The 18132-nt window shown below is 40.4% G+C and carries 8 protein-coding genes and 1 tRNA gene; 7 read left to right on the top strand and 2 right to left on the bottom strand.

Translation table 11 applies throughout. The features are described 5' to 3' along the window. The first annotated feature begins 194 nt into the window (after positions 1-194). Together nadA and V6260_RS15870 are read left to right on the top strand one after the other, a co-directional pair. Positions 195-1235 carry a quinolinate synthase NadA gene (nadA, locus tag V6260_RS15875; protein WP_341595077.1) on the top strand — a complete coding sequence of 347 codons (1041 nt, stop codon included), beginning with the start codon at positions 195-197 and terminating at the stop codon, positions 1233-1235. Between the two features lie 176 nt (positions 1236-1411). Further along, a tRNA-Ser gene (locus V6260_RS15870) sits at positions 1412-1501 on the top strand. 71 nt (positions 1502-1572) lie between these two features. On the opposite strand, the gene V6260_RS15865 is transcribed toward V6260_RS15870, so the two are convergent. Further along, a complete protein-coding gene (locus V6260_RS15865) occupies positions 1573-4251 on the bottom strand; it encodes a CHASE domain-containing protein (protein WP_341595076.1) in 2679 nt (892 codons plus the stop codon). A 581-nt stretch (positions 4252-4832) separates the two neighbouring features. Next, positions 4833-5222, bottom strand: coding sequence for a DUF2750 domain-containing protein (locus tag V6260_RS15860; RefSeq protein WP_341595075.1), 390 nt, complete (start codon positions 5220-5222; stop codon positions 4833-4835). Positions 5223-5446: 224 nt separating this feature from the next. On the opposite strand from V6260_RS15860, the gene V6260_RS15855 reads away from it, so the two are divergent. From V6260_RS15855 to recD, 5 genes are all read left to right on the top strand, one after another. After that, positions 5447-6490, top strand: a complete 1044-nt coding sequence (locus V6260_RS15855; RefSeq protein WP_341595074.1) for an alkene reductase — start codon at positions 5447-5449, stop codon at positions 6488-6490. Between the two features lie 202 nt (positions 6491-6692). Beyond that, positions 6693-9062, top strand: a complete 2370-nt coding sequence (locus tag V6260_RS15850; protein ID WP_341595073.1) for a TonB-dependent receptor domain-containing protein — start codon at positions 6693-6695, stop codon at positions 9060-9062. Positions 9063-9205: 143 nt separating this feature from the next. Then, complete coding sequence (gene recC, locus V6260_RS15845) at positions 9206-12505, top strand: exodeoxyribonuclease V subunit gamma (protein WP_341595072.1); 3300 nt, start codon at positions 9206-9208, stop codon at positions 12503-12505. After that, positions 12492-16055 carry an exodeoxyribonuclease V subunit beta gene (gene recB, locus V6260_RS15840; protein ID WP_341595071.1) on the top strand — a complete coding sequence of 1188 codons (3564 nt, stop codon included), beginning with the start codon at positions 12492-12494 and terminating at the stop codon, positions 16053-16055. Before recC ends, recB begins: the two co-directional genes overlap by 14 nt. Next, entirely contained in the window at positions 16052-18100 is a 2049-nt protein-coding gene (gene recD, locus V6260_RS15835) for an exodeoxyribonuclease V subunit alpha (protein WP_341595070.1), read from the top strand. The genes recB and recD overlap by 4 nt, the downstream gene beginning before the upstream one ends. The last annotated feature ends 32 nt before the right edge of the window (positions 18101-18132 follow it).

Raw genomic sequence — 18132 nt, 5'->3', positions numbered from 1 at the left:
GCAGTTGACTTTTAATCAATTGGTCGATGGTTCAAATCCATCATAACCCACCATTCTCTAATACTTTCCTTTATATTCTTTTTTAATTTCCCATTCTATTTTTTATAAGCAGCTTTACTAGTTTGCTGTTATTTGTGTTTATATTCTCGTATAATTCGCCCTAATTAATGCACTGTAGATAAGTGGTCGAGAACATGAGTCTAGCTCAAACTATTATGCCTGAAGGTTATATCTTTCCCCCTAAGCCAGCACCGTTGACACATGACGAGCAAGGCGAATATAAAGCGCGTATAAAACAATTACTAAAAGATAAAAATGCAGTACTTGTTGCCCATTATTATACCGATCCTGAAATTCAAGCACTTGCTGAAGAAACCGGCGGCTGCGTTGCAGACTCGCTAGAAATGGCACGTTTTGGCGCACGTCACGATGCAGATATGATTATTGTTGCGGGTGTGAAATTTATGGGCGAAACCGCCAAAATTTTAACGCCAAATAAAACGGTTGTTATGCCTACGCTTGAAGCAACATGTTCGTTAGACATTGGTTGCCCGATAGACGAGTTCTCTGCGTTTTGCGATCAGCACCCAGATCGTAAAGTAGTTGTATATGCAAACACCTCTACGGCTGTTAAAGCACGTGCAGATTGGATCGTAACTTCATCATGTGCACTTGAAATAGTAGAGCACCTTGATGAGCAGGGCGAAAAAATCATTTGGGGCCCAGATAAGCACCTTGGTAGCTATATTCAAAAAAATACCGGTGCTGATATGCTTATGTGGAATGGCGCATGTATCGTTCATGACGAGTTTAAAACCAAAGCCTTAAAAGATATGAAGGCGCTGCACCCAGATGCAGGCGTTTTAGTTCATCCTGAGTCACCAGCAGAAATTGTTGCTCTTGCCGATTCGGTTGGATCTACGAGCCAATTGATCAAAGCAGCGCAAACAATGGATAATAAAAAGTTTATTGTAGCAACCGATCGCGGCATCTTTTATAAAATGCAGCAACTATGTCCAGATAAAGAGTTTTTTGCAGCTCCTACGGCAGGTGAGGGCGCTTCATGTAAAAGTTGCGCTCATTGCCCTTGGATGGCAATGAATGGCTTAAAAGCGATTGAGGAAGCTCTCATATGCCCTAAAGGTAAAGAAGTATTCGTTGATATGGATTTACGCGAAGGTGCACTTAAATCCTTAAATCGCATGCTTGAGTTTACTGCGAGCATGGCTAAGTAACTTTTAAAGTATAAATTAAAAACGGTTAAGTCTTAGATTTAGCCGTTTTTTTGTGCCTATAGGTATGTGTTGCCTGATTAGTAAGCATTTAAAGGCCAAAATTTAAAAATGCCTTGCACCTTAAGGGTCTATTTCATACTATAGCGCGCTGTTGCATTACACAATTGCAGCACTGTGGAGGGATGGCTGAGTGGCTGAAGGCGCACGCCTGGAAAGTGTGTTTAGGTTTATCCCTAACGAGGGTTCGAATCCCTCTCCCTCCACCATTATTCTTAGAGCCCAGTTGTTAATATCGAAAGGTAGTAATAACTGGGTTTTTTTAATGCCTTCAGAATGACTAATTATTAACTAAGTAAAGTGTTGATAACATGCCGACAAGTTCATGTTTTTCGATTGGTTTTGAAATGTAACCATCAAATAACTGCTTGTATATCTCTTTTTGTTCTGTAAAAACATTAGCTGTTAATGCAATAACGATTTGCTCGCTATCAAGCGCCTTAATTTGTTTACATGCCTGAAGTCCATCCATTTTTGGCATTTGGATATCCATAAAAATAATGTCGGGCTTGTGTGACTTGTATAATGAAACTGCTTCTAACCCATTGTTGGCAATAATAATGGTCGCTTTAGTTGGTTCAAGCATTGCAGATGCCACTAGCTGATTTATTTTGTTATCTTCAGCTAATAATATGGTTTTTCCGGATAAGTCAGGGAGATCAACATTTTTTGTTTTTAATGCGCTTTCATCAATCTGTGCTTGATCTAGTGGTAGGTACACATAAAACTGGCTACCCGAACCTAATTGGCTTGTTACTTTAATTTCGCCATTCATTAAGTTTATTAATGACTTAGTGATTGGTAAGCCTAGGCCTGTACCACCATACTCACGCGTTGTTGATTGCTCTGCTTGTTCAAAGCGCTCAAATAATCGCTCTATTGCTTGCTCAGAAATTCCAATTCCTGTGTCTGATATACAACAACATATTTTGTGCTCGTCGGTTAGCCTAAACGTTACTGTAACACCACCTTGCGACGTAAACTTAATTGCATTAGATATTAGGTTTAAAAACACCTGTCTGAGCCTAACAGGGTCGCCCACCCAATGCTTATGATTAATATTGATAACAAATTTAAGGTATATTTTTTTATCTGTCGCTTGCAGACCTAGGTCTGACTCTAAGTGATGAATAAGTTCAAAAAGATCAAAAGGCTTATGCTCTAATGAAAGCTTGCCGGCCTCAATTTTAGAAAAATCAAGAATATCATTAATAATAGTGGTGAGTGAGCGGGTTGAATAGAGTGATTTTTTTAAATACTCTTTTGACTTTTCATTTAATGGTTGCTCTTGCAGTAACTGTAATGTGCCAAGTATACCGTTCATCGGGGTTCGTATTTCGTGGCTCATATTTGCTAAAAACTCAGATTTAGCCTGCGATGCCTGCTCTGCAAGTTCTTTTGCGTGACCAAGGGCTTTCTCGTGGTCAATTTGCTCTGTTAAATCGTACGCAATACCTAAGTAGCCAACGGTGTCTCCTTCATTATTTAATAAGGACGTGACACTTAAATTGACTTGTATCTGTTTATTACGAGAGGTTACGTAAGTCCATTGATTAATGTCTGGAGTAGTTGGTGTCGCTTTAATAGTAAGTACTTCGATACCAGGTGCAACTGGTTCGTTCAATTCTTCTGTAAGCAGTTTCGCTTTTTTAATTATTTCTTCTTTTAGATGAAAAATACTAGGATCATCAGAGCCAATAACATCCTCTGCTTTATAGTTTAGTAATTTTTCAGCAGCAGGGTTAAATAAAGTGATGATACCTTTTATATTTGTAGCAATTATAGAATAACTGGCGCTGTTTAAGATACTGCGCTGAAGCATACTTATATCTGCAATTTCTTGAGTTCGCTGTTTAACCTCTTTTTCGAGCTTTGAATTAGCCTCTTGTAATATAAGTTTATTTTTTTTTGCTCGGAGTGCTTTTCTATAAACTCTTTGCCCTCTTCGAAAAATAAATAATTGTATAATAAAAGCTATAAACATACACCCGAGTGTGTAGAATACCCCATTAACAATTGAGCGATACTCACTTGGTAAATTAAGTGTATTAATGAACGCATCAGAAGCATTGAGTGTAATTTTCCAAGTTCTTCCCATCACTTTAATTACTTTAGTTAAGTGATGATCAGCTGTGTTGCTCTTAACGCCATAGCTGAAAAATTCAGTCTTAGTATTGTTGTCTATATCACTAATTATTAACTGATTTTCGTCAACTTGTGAAAGGGAGTCTAAAATATTATTTATTAATAAAGGAGAGTATGCCCAACCAAATAATTGCTCCAAGCGTTTTTGCTCAGTTGTAGGGATGTTAATATTTTTATAAATAGGGAGTAAAATCAAAAAACCTTGCTGTGGTTTTTTATTTGCCTGAACTAATGTAATGGGTGCAGATAATTGTACTTGATTACTTTTAGCTGAATTTAATGCCGCTTGCTTGCGCGTCTCTTCGGATGCGATATCAAGGCCAATTGCTTGTAAATTACTCTGTTCCGGAAATATATATTGAATAATAAAATGCTCGTTATTAATATTACTGAGCCTATTTAAGTTAAATACTTGGTTGGGTCTTTCATATTTTGCACTTTGTAGAAATTCAGGTAGGTCTTCTGGTTTGATTTTTCTTATAAAGCCCACACCATTTGCACCAGGAAACTCCTTAGCGTAGTTTCGACTGTTAGAATAAGCTGATATTGCTTGGTAGCTTAACCTGCTTACACCGACACCGTGTATGAACCCTTTTAAACCATATAACCCATATTTATATAAATCGAGTCTGCTATTTACACCCGCTGAGAGAGTAGACAAGCGGCTATTAAGCGCCTCATTTACTTTTTTATTAAGAGTGTCCAGATGTTTTATGTGGGCAAAATAGGTTAATGTAATTCCTATGGTGAGTAAAATCGCATGAGTAAGCAGTGAGATTAATAACATTTTATTAACCGGGCGTGCTGAAATCATTCACTCATCCTTTTTATGAATATATTGTTAGTTATTTCTTTCTTTTATATCAACGAGCTAAATATAGCAGTTATTAGGCAATATACAATTTTGTACTTTACTAGGGTCTGTTGATCTTTGCGGATTAAAATTTGTTCAAACTAGGGGCTATTTAATCGCGGCGCGAGGTTTGTAACCTAGTGGGCTAAGTAAAAACCGAGCAACAAAGAGTAAATAGCCCCTAGAAAGAACCCTTTGGGCTGCGCCTGTTTGGCATTAATGCTACGTTATCGCCCATTTATGGGGAATAACCACACTACATAGGCTCTGCCTTGCCTAAATACCAAACAGACTGCTGCAAATTTAACCTTGAAAGATCAACAGACCCTAGATCACATACATTTAATTTAGGTTTTAAAGTAGGTAATTGTAAAAAGTTAGTTTAAACAATAAAGGTACAGTAAGGTTTTTATTGTCGCTTCATTGTATAAATTGCGAAACGTGCACGTTGCTATGGATTACATAATTAAAAAGCAAGGTAGCAGGACAGCCACGACTCAAATCATAAGCTATTTACTGCCTTGCTTATAAAAATTTAAAACTTAATATTTTTTCTTTGGTGCTTTTAATTGCTTTTCAAACTCATCTGAAAACAATATCGTGCCGTCGTCTTCCTCAGTAGGAAAGGCAGCAATAAGTAAATCATCCTCTTCAAGGCCTGGTGTCCAGCGACTAAACCAGTCAGCAAGTGGAATTGCTTTAGCGCTGCAGCCTGCCCATTCGCCAGTTGCCCATGCTTCTGCAAATTCACGAGTTGGCCAAACTGGCACGCAGTCGTCATCTTCGTTGGCAAGCATAACGCAGCCATCATCATCGTTTAAAATCCATACTTGTTTAAATTGTTGTACGGTTTCGAACATATAGGCAAGACGTTTTTTTGCTCCAAGCCCTAAAATCACTGTTTGTTCTTCACTTAAATTTGGCGTTGTCATAATTAGCTCACTCTCAATTACTGTATCTAAATTATATGCACACAAGTATATCGAGTTATATGACAGAGTGTTGAAAAGTTACTATTTAATTTCAGCAATGCAGATCTAATTTGTATGTTGAACAGTATAAGCTCTCACTAATTTGAGCGATCATTCAAAATAAGCTTGAATGTTTGTTAAAAGGCCACATTGTAGTAAGCATACACTAAATGAAGGATTGAAAAATGACAACTGATCTACTTGCCCCATTTAAACTAAATAACACAATAGAGCTTAAAAACCGCGTACTTATGGCACCATTAACGCGTTGTATGGCTGATGATAACTTAGTGCCAACACAAGATATGGTTGAATATTATGCTCGCCGCGCCGAAACCGGTTTAATTATTAGCGAAGCAACTATTATTCGTCCAGACGCGCAAGGTTATCCAAATACCCCTGGCTTATTTACCAGTGATCAAATTCAAGGTTGGAAAAAAGTAACTGATGCTGTGCACGCTAATGGCGGCAAAATGTTTGCACAACTTTGGCATGTTGGTCGTGTTGCACATCCTCACTTTTTTGATGGTGATGTACTTGCGCCATCGGCAATTGGTGTTGAAGGCTCTGTACCTCGTATGCGCGAGCTTACATACATTACACCAAAAGCAGCCACAGCGGATGATATTAAAGCTTTAATTGCTGATTTTGCAAAAGCGGCTGAAAACGCAATTGAAGCGGGCTTTGACGGGGTAGAAATTCACGGCGCTAACGGGTATTTGATTGACCAGTTTTTACATTACGCTGCAAATACACGCAGCGACGAATACGGTAAAACGCCTGAAAATATGTCGCGTTTTGCTCTAGAAGTAACTGATGCCGTTATTGCAGCGGTAGGCAACGAGCGTACTGCTTTGCGTTTAACACCAGGTGCTTATTTTAATATGAGCGAAGATAACCGTGATAAAGCGGTTTTTGATTACTTATTACCAGAGCTTGAGAAGAGAGATTTAGCATATTTACACGGTGGTATTTTTGACGACAGTACAACGTTTGAATCGCTTGAAGGTAAAACGACGTCTGAGTTTTTACGTGCTGGCTATAAAGGCACATTAGTAGGCGTAGGCAGCTATAGTTTTGAGTCAGCAAAAGAGGCAATTAACGATGCTAGGTTTGATTTAATCGCTATTGGTCGTCCACTTATTGCAAACCCAGATTACATTAGCAAAATTGCAAACGGTGAAGAGTTAGTACCGTACAGCGATGAAATGCTAGCTGAATTAAAATAAAGTACTATTTTTAATAATTTCTAGAAAATAATTAAGACACCCAAAGTTAAACCTTTGGGTGTCTTTTTTTGTACATATTCCCGCCATAAATCTTCCATATTTGTTTAACCTTTATGTAAATAAAGTTAATTTTCGTTGTCATATTTGAAATTCATACTGTGCTCGTTTTCATATTTCATAATTAAAATCAAACGGGACAACAATGTACGCTTTAAAAAATAAATCGCTATTGAGCATCGCTATTGCCATGGCTGTATCAACATCTACTTATGCTAACGACACCACCATAGAAGAAGTAACCGTTGTAGCTAAACCAACGAGTTACGCTAACAATGTTATTGAGCCTGCAATGCTTGAGCAACAAAGTTCGGTATCGAGCATATTATCGGTTATTGATAACTTACCAGGGATTAGCATAAACGAAGGTGATGCATTTGGTGGCGACGATTGGTCTACTACAATCACTATGCGTGGTTTTAGTATTGATGGGAACCAACAGCAACTAGGAATGACCGTTGATGGCATTCCCAATGGTGGTTCTAATTACGGCGGTGGTGCTAAAGCTAACCGTTACTTGGAGAGCGAAAATTTAGCGACAGTAGAAGTAGGCCAAGGTACGTCTGATATTAAGTCGGCTTCACTTGAAGCACTAGGCGGGACATTTAACTTTGTAAGTAAAGACCCAAGCCTTGAAAAAGGCACTACCTTTGCTTATACCTCAGGCAGCCACGATGCCACTCGTTATTACTTTAAACACGAAACAGGCACTGTTTTTGATAACACACAAGCGTACGTAAGTTACTCGCAAACCGATACAAGCCGCTGGATTGGTTCTGGTAATAATGGCGGTAAAGATAACCAACACGCTGAGCTTAAATTTGTTTCTAATTTTAACGACTTAACACTTACGGGTCGTTTATCTTACGATGATGTAAGCGAGACAAACTATAACAGCGTAAGCCTTGATCAGTTTGAACAAACACCCGATTGGGATCAGCTAACATGGAATTGGACGGGAGTTCCGCATTTTGACCAAATGTTTGCAGAAGGGTGGGGAACGCTTCGTGAAAATACCTTAGGCTATTTAAAATTTGAATACGCGATTTCGCCAACTTCATTATTAATCGTTAGTCCTTATTATCATAAAAATTCAGGTCGCGGCGATTGGATCCCACCTTATTTAACAACGCCGGTTGATGAAAATGGCGACCCAACAACACAGGGCGGCACTAATGCAGGCTCTTATGGTTTTGCTGATAGTGAAGGCAACCCGCTTGCACCAAATGCTGATTGTACGCAAAGTTTGAGCTGGCCATGGGAGTCGGGTCCTGGTTTAAATCCTGCGTGTTACGATGCAACAGCAACGCCTGTTATGTCTTACCGCCATACGCATTACAACAAAGATCGTTTAGGTGTAACGGCAAATTACCAAGCTACATTTGGCGATCACGATATCGAAGCGGGCTTTTGGTATGAGCAAAGCGAACGTGATGAATCGCGTGATTGGCACAAAGTAATTGATGCGCGTATTTATCATCACTTTGATAGCACGCCTTACTGGACTCAGTACAAAAACACCTTTGATACTGATACATTCAAATGGTACCTACAAGACTCGATTAATTTTGGTGACTTAACGTTAAATATTGGTGCAAAACAGTATTTAGTTGAATTACAAAAATACGACCACTTTGCTAATGAAAGCTCAGATAAAGTAAATAGTGATTCAGATGTTTTATTTAGCGGGGGTGTATTGTATCAGCTAAATAACAGCACAGAATTATTTGCCAGCTACAGCGAGAATTTTTCAGCAATAAAAGACGGTGTACTTGAGCGAGACAGCTCAACACTTACCAACATAGAGCCAGAAACAGCGGATAATATCGACTTTGGTGTACGTTATCAAGCGGACAGGCTAACCCTTACAGCAACGGCTTACAGTGTTAAATTTGATAATCGTATTACTTTTATTGCACCAGGAAGTGGTACAGATGGCATTGATTACACCATTGGCACAAATGGCTCGTACGTAAATGTAGGAGGTATTGACTCAAATGGGCTTGAGCTTGCAGCAAGCTATATGTTAACACCAAGCTGGGGCGTGTACTCGTCGTATACTAATAGCAGTTCTGAGTATTCATCCGATGATCCAAATGCATACGATTCACAGGGTGTAATATTAAAAGATGAAAGTGGTAATGAGGTAGCACCAAGCTTTAGAAAAGGCGACAGCATAATAGATTCGTCAGAGGATTTATTTGTGGTATCTACCGATTACTTTAGCGATGGCTTTCGTGTTGGTTTATCGGCTAAATACACCGGTGAGCGCTTAGGTGCATGGCAAGACGAAGACACTCGCACGCGTAATAAAGTAGACGGCTACACCGTACTTGATTTTAATGCAGGTTATTCAACTGACGTAGATACAGGTCCGTTTAAAGCCATTGATGTTTCGTTTGTTGTTTATAACGTGACTGACAAAAGTTACTTAGCAGGTGGCACTGGTAACGGCGCTACTTATTACATTGGTGCGCCTCGCACTGCAGCAGTTACATTGACCGCTGACTTTTAAGTTAAAGCAAAGCCCATCATTGATGGGCTTTTGATTATTTAATGACTAACTTATTGATTTATTAGAATCAATTTTAGTGAATAACTACCCCTAATATTGAAAATATCTTACACTGGTTTTATCTCAAGCAAGGTCAGTGCTATATGCTAAATATTATTCAATCAAACCGGATGGAAGCCCTGCAAGCGCAGTTCCACCAGCTGTTAAAAGTAAACCCATTGCAAAGCCCGTTCGACAAAGAAGTAGTGCTAGTGCAATCGCCGGGTATGTCGCAGTGGTTAAAAATAGGTTTGAGCGAAAACTTAGGGGTTGCAGCGCAGGTAGATTTTCCGCTGCCGTCGAGCTTTATTTGGCAGTTGTATCAGCAATTGCTGCCAAATGTCCCTAAAGAGTCGGCATTTAATAAGCCCAACCTTACTTGGAAACTGTTCGCAATTTTACCAACCTGCATTGATGAACCGCTGTATTTGCCGCTAAAAACTTATTTAGAGGGCGATATAGACGGGCAAAAAACCTTTGCGCTATGCGAAAAAATAGCCGATGTATATGACCAATATTTAATGTACCGACCGCACTGGATTGCCACATGGGATAGCGGTAAAGATGAGCTTGATGATGTAGATGTAAGCATTGCCCCATGGCAACCTGATTTATGGCGACGCATTGTAAAACTAAGCCAAGAGCTTGGGCAAAGCCAATTTCATCGCGCTAACATGCAAGGGCAATTATTGGCAGCACTTGAGAGGATGGATAATAGCTTACTACCACAACGCATTAGCTTATTTGGTATATCGGCTATTGCCAGCTCCCAGCTTGACGTATTTGAAGCACTGAGTAAAAAAACAGAGGTTATATTATTCTTTTTTAACCCGAGTGAGCATTACTGGGGCGATATTATAGATGAAAAAACAGCAGCTAAAATAAGCGCTAAATACGCCAAAATGCCGCTGGTGGAAGCGCAACAAAAAAAACAAACCAATCCAGATGAAGAATACTACTTTATTGGTAATCCGTTGTTATCGTCGTGGGGTAAATTAGGTCGCGATTATTTTGAACAACTTGTACAGCTAGATGCTCGTTGGATTGATGGTTTTATTGATGTGTTTGACGACACCTTACTAGGGCAAGTACAAAGCGAGATTTATCAGCTTGCGTTTAAAGGCGAATCGCTAACCGATAACAAAGAGTGGTTTATAAACGACGAGGGTAAATTAGCGATCAGTGCAACCGACACCAGCATTACGCTAAGCGATTGCCATACGCCGCTCAGAGAAGTTGAGCGCTTGCACGACTACTTACTTAATTTGTTTAATCAAAACCCGGCGCTTACCCCCAAAGACATAATCGTTATGATGCCCGATGTTGGTACCTACAGCCCTTATATTGAAGCTGTATTTGGCGGGGCACAAGGCAGTCGCTTTATTCCTTATGCATTGGCCGATTTAGCCATCGAGCAAGAAAAGCCTGTCCTTAGCTCATTTGCGAGTTTAGCTAACTTACCGTTTTCGCGCTTTGGTGTGTCGGACATTCTTGATTTATTACAAGTGACGCAAATAGCCGAAAAATTTGGGCTTGAAGCGCATGAATACGAGCAAATTCAATACTGGCTTGAACGTGTTGGGGTTAAATGGGGTATAAACGCAGCGCATAAAAGCAGCTTTGATTTACCCGCAATAGATTTAAATACCTGGCAGCATGGGCTCAACCGTTTACTGCTTGGCATTGCCATGCGCGACGAACAATGCCCGTTTAACGGTATTTACAGCGCTGATGAAGTCGAAGGTATGGCGCTTGATACACTCAATAAGCTTGTGCACTTTATTGATGTACTACAGAGCTTTAAAGAGCAACTAACGCCCGACGATACACTGACTAATAAAGCGAATATTTTAAGCGAGCTATTAAACGCCATATACGAAAGTGAAAGCGATGACAGCTGGGACTTATTAGTGCTGCAAAACGTGCTCGAAGAGTTACAAAAGCACCACGACAACGGCGATTACAGCAAAGCGGTTTCGCAGCGTATTGTTAGTTACTTAGTTAAACAAGGCATTCAAGAAAAAGGCGTAGGGCAGCGGTTTTTGGTCGGGCAAGTAAACTTTTGTACATTGATGCCAATGCGCGCCGTGCCATTTAAAGTGGTATGTATGCTGGGCTTAAATGATGCCGACTACCCGCGTAACGTGCAGTCTATTGGTTTTGACTTGGTGCCGTATTCTAAAAAGCAAAAAGGTGACCGATCACGTAAATTAGATGACCGCTACTTATTTTTAGAGGCGCTATTGAGTGCCCGCGACAACTTATACATGAGTTACATTGGCCGCTCGTGTTTTGACAACCAACCGCGCATGCCATCAACGCTTGTAAGTGAGCTGTTAGAATATATTGGGCGTAGTTTTGTATTAAGCGATAAAAGCGAAAAAACGCTGCCCGCATGTTTAATCAATCAACAGCATTTACAGCCCTTTAATAGCCATTACTATTTAGCCGATGAGCAAGCCAATACTGTGCTGAGCAACCACAGTTACAATCCAATTTGGCTGCCAGGTGAGTCAATTAAACCAGAGCCAGTTATTGCGCTTGATGTTGTTGTGCCAGAGCAGTTAGATCTCGATGTGTTTATTAGAAGTGTGTGCAGCGCACAAGAGAGCTTTTATCAACAAACATTGGGCTTACGCCTGCCACAATTTAACGAAGTTGCAAAAGACGAAGAACCCTTTAGCCTAGATGCGCTGCGCCGTTATTTTTACCTTGATGAAATACTTAAAGCAAACATAAACGAGCAACCACTGAGTACCGAGCAAATACTGCAGCGAGGTGAGTTACCTCAAGCCAATGTAGGCAACCTCATATTTGAGAGTATGGAGCACCGAGTTGATGCGCTTGCAGGGCAAGTAAAAGAGCACATTAAAGGCGGGAAAAGTGAGCCAATAGAAGTTTTGCTTACCATTGAAGGCACCAAAATAGAGGGCTGGCTCAATCATGTGTATTTGCAAAAACAAGTGTTTTATCGCAGTGCGAGTATTAAAGCGAAAGATTTAATTAAAGGCTTTATTTATCACCTTGCAGCGCAAAGTATGGATCAACAAGTAGAAACATTGTTACTTGGGCTTGATAAGCAAATAACCTTTGCGCCAATTAATAAAGCAGATGCTGATGCATTGTTACTTGATTGGTTTGAATTATACAAAGCGCTACGCAAAGAACCCGTGCCGTTTTTTCCGGTAAGTGGTTATGAATACGTTAAAAGCGGCGGCGATATAACAAAAGCAATGAGCAAATTCAGCCCACAATACATAGGGCTAGGCGAGGGCGAAAACCCGTATATTCGCTTAACAGTGCAATCGCTAAACGACTGCCAAGAAGAATTTATAAAATGGAGTGATAAATTGCTCATGCCTTTATTTGAACACGCAAAGGAGAGTGACCATGCAAGCGCTTAATCCTCTTACTATGCCGCTCATTGGTCAAAGTTTAATAGAAGCCAGTGCGGGTACTGGTAAAACTTATACAATTACGGGGCTGTATTTACGTTACTTACTAGGTATGCAAATAGACGGTGAGTTAAATACGCCGCTCAGTGTTGAGCAAATTTTGGTAGTAACCTTTACCGACGCTGCCACCCAAGAAATTAAAGACCGCGTTCGCAGCCGAATCATTGCTGCACGCGACGCACTGCTTGGGCAAGACCCAAACGACGAACTCATTGAAGGCGTAATCGCCAAAATTGATGATAAGCACCGCGCGTTTGATTTACTCGATGCAGCTGCTAAATCAATGGACGAAGCGGCTATTTTTACCATTCATGGCTTTTGTCAGCGGATGCTAAAACAACATGCGTTTGAGTCTGGTGTGGCGTTTAATCTCGAATTTATTTTAGATGAGCGCGACATACTGCTTGAAACCATTAAAGATTTTTGGCGTGCGTTTGTATACCCACTTAACAAAGAACGCACCGATGCTATTTTAGATGTATTTGCCGCACCAGAGGCTTTATTCGCTCAAGTGGCGAGCATTTTACATAAAGCCAATGCGCACATTACGCCACAAATAAATTTAGACAATGTGTGGAAAGCCCGTGACGAGTACATAACCCGTGTGCCTGCATTTAAAAAAGCGGTGTTAGAGCAAGAGTTTATCGGTGCTATTAAAAGCTCGGGTTTAAGCGGGTCTAAAACGCCAGCACGAAAAGGCAGCCTGGCTGCGCTTGAAGCATTTTGTTTAGGCGGCGATTTGTTTTTTGAATTTGGCACTAACAAGTATTCGTTTGAAGTGTGGAGTACAGAAAACTTAAGCGATGTGAGCAATTATAAAAAAAATCAGCCATTATTTGTGCATCCGTTACTGAGTCAATTTGACGAGCTTGCCGCCCTTAACAACACCATAAACCAAGGGCTCAAAATAGCGGTTGTACAACATGCAGCACGCTGGGTAAAAGCCGCAATAGTTAAGCGCAAGCAAGAGCAAAGCGTGATCACCCCAGATGACTTATTGACCAATTTACACAGTGCGCTTAATAACGAGCAAGGCGACGTACTAGCGCAAAAAATTGCGCAGTTGTTTCCGGTTGCCATGATTGATGAATTTCAAGATACCGATCCGATTCAGTACGGTATTTTTAGTAAAATTTATGGGCAACAAAATACCACGCTTGCCATGATAGGCGACCCTAAACAAGCTATTTATGGCTTTAGGGGCGCAGATATTTTCACCTACATTGGCGCAAAAGAAGTTGTACAGACTGATCAGCAATTTACGCTGGGTACTAACTTTCGCTCAAGCACCGACATAGTAAATAGCGTTAATAGTTTATTTGGCAAACACGCTAACAGCTTTATTTATAACGACGCTATACCGTTTAACGCAGTAGCGGCTAAAGGTAAAAAAGCAGATGACACTTTTTTAATTGATGGTGAACCCGCGACCGCATTCGAATTTAATGTATTTGTTGATGAAGCCGCCGATGAAAAAAACAAACCAACCAACAAAGGTGTAGGGCAAGCGCATTTAGCCACGCATTTTGCGAATAAAATAGTGACCCTGCTTGAAAAAGCAAAACAGGGAGATGCGTGTATTGGCAGTACCCCTGTGAGCGCTGCCGATATTTGTATATTAGTGCGCGACCGTGTTGAAGCGCAAATAATGAAAAAAGCGCTAGGTGATGCCAAAATTTCCAGCGTGTATTTATCGCGAGAAAGCGTTTTTAGCCAAGAGCTTAGCCATGACTTACTTAACTTTTTAACAGCGCTGCATGGACAATATGATGAGTCATTGCTGCGCGGTGTTTTAGCCGGACCACTATTTTGTTTAAGTTATAACGAAATACACGCACTCGCCGATGATGAAAATAAATGGCAAGAGTATTTAAACTTTTTTGCACAACTTAGCCACATTTGGCACAAGCAAGGTGCTATGGCCATGCTTGAGCGCTTAATGAGCCATAACCAGCTTAGCTCTAAATGGCAAGGTTTAGGGTATAACGTAGAGCGTTGGCTGACGGACTTTAGGCATTTGGGCGAAATACTTCAGCAAAAACAAATAGAGCTTGAAGGCACGTTGCGTTTACTGCGCTGGTTTGCACAAAAGGTAAGCCAACAAGACGGTGAAACAGTACAAGTGCGCCTAGAAAGTGACGCCAACTTGGTTAAAATTGTCACTATGCATGCCTCAAAAGGGCTTGAATACCCGCTGGTTTTTATGCCGTTTGCCAGTGGCTATCGCGAAACAAAAGAAGCGCTTTATCATAATAATGGCAAGCTAGTTTACGATTTGAGTAAAGACGAAGATGCCCTTCAAAAAGCAGAACAAGAACGCCTAGCTGAAGATTTACGCTTGCTGTATGTTGCACTTACGCGTGCTGTGCATTTTTGTGCGCTGGGGGTTTATAATATTGGCCAAGGACAAAGTAGTCGTTTGGCTATGCAAAGTAGTGCACTTGGGCATGTGTTATTTGCAGGGCTTGAACTTGCCAGTAGCCAAACATGGCGCACGCATTTAAGTGAGTTTTGCGACGCTAACAGTGCAATGAGCTATCAGCAATTTACCTCACAAACATTATTAGAGCAGGGAACACTTTGTTTTAATAACAGTGAAAGCGCGCAGCAAACGTTAAGTGTTAATAAAGTAACAGCAAATATTGAGCGTAACTGGCGAGCAACCAGCTTTAGTGCGTTGAGCTTTAAAAAGCACAGCGACCAACTAGCCCCAGGGCGAAGTGATGAAGATCACGAAAAAGACCAGTTTGCAGTGCAAGAGGATGAACTACCATCACCTTATAGTTTTCCTAAAGGGGCAAAGCCTGGTAGCTGTTTGCACGAGATATTTGAACAAATAGATTTTACTAGCCCAATAGTTCACCCAACTAATACCGAGCAAAACTTATCTGAAGTCGTTAAGCGTAGCCTTGAAAAGTACCACATAGGTGAGCAATGGCGAGAAGTGGCTGAAAAGTGGGTGCTTGATGTTCTTGTGTGCCCCCTAGATGGCAACCTTCTTTCATTGGGTGTGCTTACACCCAATGATTGCTTAGTCGAAATGGAATTTAATTTACCCCTTGAGAGCTTAAGCGCACCTAAGTTAAACGAAATGCTAATTAAACATTTTGGTTTTACGCAAAGTAAGCTTGAATTTTCACAAGTAAAAGGCTTGTTAAAAGGCTTTGTCGATTTAATATTTTGCTACCAAGGCAAATATTATATTTTAGATTATAAGTCTAATTATTTAGGTAGCACGCCAGCTGATTACGAGAGCGACATGCTTGAGCAAGCGATGAGCAGTCATCAGTATCATTTACAGTATTTAATTTACACCGTAGCACTGCATCGTTTATTAAAACAACGCATAGCTGATTACTCAATAGAAACCCATTTAGGCGGTGTGTATTACACCTTTTTACGAGGAATGCCGGCAGGGCAAGGCGTGTACTTTAAAAAGCTAACTGAAGAACAAGTGATTATTTTAGATGGTTTATTTAGCCAAGGAGCCATGCTATGAGTGATTTAAATGAACAACCTGGCTTGTTTGACGATATAGACGAGACACTAAATAATGAAGCCGCAGAGCCTCTTACTTCAAAAAATGTAGCACAAGATGCTTCATTAGGGGACATTGTGTTAAACAGTGCGATTACCGAAGTGCCGTTACTTGAGTATTTATTAGCGCAAAACCGACTACGTGTAGTTGATGTAAAGCTTGCCGAGTTACTGTGTGCTAATACCAAAGAGAAAACTCACAATGAACTATTTTATATTATTTTATTGCTTTGCTTATCGCAGCAAAGCCAGCATAGTTGTCTAACATTAAATGAAGTTGATTGGAGCAATCCTTTTAATTTACGCAAAAGCGACTTTAATAAACTCGATGGTAATGTACCCAGTACGCTTAGCCCGTTTAGTGATGATTTTAATGTAAACACAGCGCTTAGTTATTTACAAAGCCATGAAAGCGTAGGCGAAAATAAACCACTGCAACTGTTTAACGAGCGACTTTATTTTGCGCGCCTTGCAGGTTATGAGCAAACACTTGCTGACAGATTATTAGGTATGAGCGAGCGAAAGCTCAATGTTAATAATGAAGTATTGGCTGAACTTTTAAATACCTACTTTCCTACTGATTCTGTAATTGAAACTGATTGGCAAAAAGTGGCGTGTGCGATTGCCGCAACCAAAGGCTTTAGCGTGATCACGGGCGGTCCAGGCACTGGTAAAACTACTACAGTGACTAAGTTACTCGCTATTTTACAGTCGCTTTATAAAACAGCCCCCCTTAGCATTAAACTTGTGGCCCCTACAGGTAAGGCCGCTGCCAGGTTGAGTGAATCAATATTGGGTGTTAAAAATAAGCTCACAACAATTCCTGATAATATAAAAACGTTAATACCGCAAAACGCGCAAACTATTCATCGCTTATTAGGCGTAAAACCGTTTACTAATAAATTTAGGCATAACAAAAGCAATCCTCTGCATTTAGATGTGCTGATTATAGACGAAGCCAGTATGGTCGATTTATCGCTGATGGCTAAATTAATAGAAGCAATGCCTGCACATGCTCGATTAATACTCCTAGGTGATAAAGATCAGCTTGCTTCGGTTGATACTGGTAGCGTGATGAGTGATTTATGCCAAGGTTTAACACTTGGGCAAACGCCAAGCTACTCGCAAGCACGTTGTGATGAGCTAAATAGCTTATGTTTTAATAATAAGTCTAAGCTCGTAGCTCAAAGCGTGAGTGAATTTAAACTCGCAGATTGCATTGCCTTTTTACAACACAGTTATCGATTTGATGCACAAAGCGGCATTGGTCAACTCGCACTTGCGGTAAACACCAATAACACCGGTATTTTAAATTACGTTGAGCAAGAAAGTACTGAAGGGCGTTTTAACGATGTAATTTTAGATTACGACTTTGTAGCAAAACCGATTGAAAAGCTTGTTAAAAGTGCAGCAAGTCATTATGCAAAATACCTTAACTTAATTGCCCAAGGGGCAAGTGTTGCACAGGTGCATGCTGCTTTTGCGAGTTATCAGCTTTTAGCAGCGGTACGAGAAGGCGATTACGGCGTGCATAGCTTAAATCAGCGAATAGAGCGCGTATTGCAACAGCAAGGTTTAATAACAGTTAGCCCTAATACTCATCATTATACAGGCATGCCCATTATGGTGAGTCAAAACGATTACCAGCTTAAGTTATTTAACGGCGATATTGGTATTTTAATGCCCGATGAGAGTAATCAGCTCAAAGCCATATTTATTGATGAGCAAGGTAATCAGCGAGCTTTTTCACCTGCACGACTCCCTGCACACGATAAAGTATATGTAATGACCATTCATAAATCACAAGGCTCAGAGTTTAGTTACACCGCTATGGTACTGCCTCCGCTAAAACAAGCGCGCATGGGTATAAACAGGCAATTAGTGTATACGGGAATAACCCGCGCTAAAAACACCTTTGAGCTGGTGGCAGACAAAAAAGTACTGCAACTTGCAATGAATAAAAGCGTATCAAGAGCATCTGGTTTGTATGAAAGGTTACAGTTTTAAGCTTAGTTTGTGTTTTTAATTAATAATTTAGC

The organism is Pseudoalteromonas aliena (genome assembly GCF_038155085.1).
Lineage (GTDB): Bacteria > Pseudomonadota > Gammaproteobacteria > Enterobacterales > Alteromonadaceae > Pseudoalteromonas > Pseudoalteromonas aliena_A.
The sequence above is the reverse complement of the archived record's forward strand: the minus strand, read 5'-3'. Positions and strand labels throughout refer to the sequence as shown.

Coding starts and splice junctions, on each gene's coding strand:
- recD (WP_341595070.1), top strand. CDS start 16,052: ATGAGTGATTTAAATGAACAACCTGGCTTGTTTGACGATATAGACGAG.
- recB (WP_341595071.1), top strand. CDS start 12,492: ATGCAAGCGCTTAATCCTCTTACTATGCCGCTCATTGGTCAAAGTTTA.
- V6260_RS15855 (WP_341595074.1), top strand. CDS start 5,447: ATGACAACTGATCTACTTGCCCCATTTAAACTAAATAACACAATAGAG.
- V6260_RS15865 (WP_341595076.1), bottom strand. CDS start 4,251: ATGATTTCAGCACGCCCGGTTAATAAAATGTTATTAATCTCACTGCTT.
- V6260_RS15850 (WP_341595073.1), top strand. CDS start 6,693: ATGTACGCTTTAAAAAATAAATCGCTATTGAGCATCGCTATTGCCATG.
- recC (WP_341595072.1), top strand. CDS start 9,206: ATGCTAAATATTATTCAATCAAACCGGATGGAAGCCCTGCAAGCGCAG.
- V6260_RS15860 (WP_341595075.1), bottom strand. CDS start 5,222: ATGACAACGCCAAATTTAAGTGAAGAACAAACAGTGATTTTAGGGCTT.
- nadA (WP_341595077.1), top strand. CDS start 195: ATGAGTCTAGCTCAAACTATTATGCCTGAAGGTTATATCTTTCCCCCT.